The sequence below is a fragment of the Luteimonas sp. Soil_C_16 genome, from assembly GCF_057657295.1.
Genome location: NZ_JBDGIS010000015.1, coordinates 1 through 2,556 on the forward strand (window position 1 = coordinate 1; position 2,556 = coordinate 2,556).

General features: G+C 64.8%; 2 protein-coding genes. Both read right to left on the reverse strand.

All coding sequences use genetic code 11. The features are described 5' to 3' along the window. Positions 1-2,183: S8 family serine peptidase (locus AC3A5T_RS16905; protein WP_487629528.1), on the reverse strand; the 2,183-nt coding region annotated here is incomplete at its 3' end. 157 nt (positions 2,184-2,340) lie between these two features. After that, positions 2,341-2,556: hypothetical protein (locus AC3A5T_RS16910; RefSeq protein WP_487629527.1), on the reverse strand; the 216-nt coding region annotated here is incomplete at its 5' end.

Sequence of the window (2,556 nt, forward strand, 5' to 3'; positions counted from 1 at the left end):
GCGACCAGTCCGTTGCCGAGCAGATGATCGCGGCCGATGCTCCAGCCATCGACGCTGAAGCCGTCACGCGCGAAGCCACCGCTGCCGTCCTGCCCCAGGGATGTCTTCCACACGCCAGCCGCCGCATCGCGCGCCGCCAGCGCTCCCACGCGCGACGCGATCGCGCGCCGCCCCATGTCGACGTTGTCGAACGTCGCCGTCAGCGCCGCCGCATGTTGCGCGCCGGACATGCTCGCGAACGCGGCTTTCGCCGAGGCCGGGTCATCGATGCCCTGGAGTTCTCCAGCACGGAGCCTGAAAGCGGCAGCGCTGTCGGAATTCTCCGCGAGCAGCGCGTCCAATCCGGAGAACGCGGCTTCGAGGCGGCGCGCAGAAGACAGCGACGCGGGCTCGATGACACCAAGCCCTGAAGCAACGGCCAGTACATCGAGACGGGTAATGTCGAGGTAGACCGTCCGCTTCGATTCGTAGCGGATCGATCCCTCGAAGAACAATCGTCCAGCATCGTGCGTCAACGTTGCGAACTCGCCTTCGAACCCGTTGAGCGCTCTGAACACGGGCACGGAATTCTGCGCCGTGTAACCCGAGCGGACACCCGACACATGCAGACCTCCATCCAGCCGTGCTGCTCCGTGCGCCTCCAACGCGCCATTGCCCAGGACCACGTCGAGGCGGCCAGCCGGCGTCTGCAGGAAATCGCCGAGCACGCGCTGCGATGACAACGTACTGACGCTCACCACCCCATCGTTCCTCAAATCCCCCCACAAGGCTCCGCCAATCAACAGCCTGCCGGCTGATCCGACTTCCACATCCGATTTCCGCAGTTCCCCGGTTACCAACAGGCTGCCGGACTCGACGCGCGTGACGCCCGTGTAATCGTTGTATCCCGCAAGTTCCAGCGTGCCGCTGCCGCGCTTGATCAGCCCACCCTCACCGGAAATTCCGTTGCTCCAGCGCGACGTTCCGTTGCTCGTGGAGACCGTCACATTGCCCCAGTCGAAGCGTGCCGGGCCTTGCACGGCCTTGGAAACGTTCAACAGGCCATAACCGAACACATCATCGACACCGGGAGCTCCCAGGTCGGTCGCGGTACCGAGCAGCGTTTGACGTACAAGATCATTGCCGAAATAGGGAAAGGCTTCCCAGACGAGTGCCGCTGCACCGGAAACCTGAGGCGCGGCAAAGGACGTCCCGCTGCCGTAATAGAACTCAGGCACATCGCCCGGTCTCATCTCGAAATCCGGAAACGCCACCGTGCCGGGTGCGACCATGCAATAGCGCATCGCGATGCCGCACGCGTTCGAGTAGGACGCGAGTCGCCCCGGATTCGCAGTGTCGAGGGCGGCAACCGACAGCCAGCCCTTTTCGAGATCAGCCGCAGGCAAAGCGCCGTCGCGACCAGCCTGGCTTGGCAGCGCAGCCATGTCGGTCGGATTCGCCTTCGATTCGTTCCCGGTCGCGAACACCACGAGACCATCGTGATCGCGAATGAAACTTCGATATTCCTCCGCGATCGGCGCAGTCTCATCCGGCGAGTTCCAATAGAGGCCGCCCCAGGAGTTGTTCATGATCCGCATGCCGCGGTCGATCAGATCCTGATGGATGGGTTCGATGCCGATACCCTGTCCGCCACCGACCTCGTTGCCATCACCGGACCCGTCGTCCACTGGCGCGGTGTCACCGATGATGCGCGCGGACAGCAGTCGCGCGCCGGGTGCGATGCCACCGGGCCACTCGCCCACCTTCTGTCCCGCTGCGATCATCGCCACGATGGTGCCGTGGCCGATCTTGTCGCCGACCGTCAGATCGTTGCGCTGAGGATCGAGATACACCAGGTTTGCGGCGACACGTCCGCCGAACGCCGGATGTCCCGCGTTGATGCCCGAGTCGATAATGCCGATCGTGGTGCCGTGCCCAGTCAGGCCGGACGCGAGCGCATTGCCTGCGCGCGTGATCAGCAGGTGCGCGTCCAGCGAAGGCGGCGGCGTGGTGGGCGGCGGCGGCTCGGGCGGCGGCGAAGTAGGTGGCGGTGCCACCGGTGGAGGAGTCACTGGCGGAGGCGCCGCCGGCGCCTCTGACCTGACATTTCCGCCTCCACCACCACAGGCGACGAGACCCATCAGAACAGCAATCGCCAACCCAGAACGGCGCAGCACGCGCTGCGTCGCAACATCACTCAACATGGACATCCCCTGTATTCCCCATGGCGCTTCATGCGCACCCGCTTACTTTAGCGGGAAGAAATCAGGACTGCCCAGACTTGCCAACGGGTATTGGATCTGTCTGCACCCGAAAAAAGGGCCGCCCGAAGGCGGCCTTTTTTCACGCGCAAGACGCAGGTCAGAACCCGACCGCAACCCGCATCGACGCCATCCGGTCGCTCCCTCGCGGACCGAAGCGCTGATCGACGCCGAGCAACATCCGCGCGCGCGGCGTCAGCCAGGATTCGACACCAAGACCGACCAGCCCCCCCGAACGGGCCGGTGCGAATCCTGCGATCGGCGCCCACGCCTCGATACCGGTGAAGCTCGCCTGCAGATCGAATCCGCTCGACGA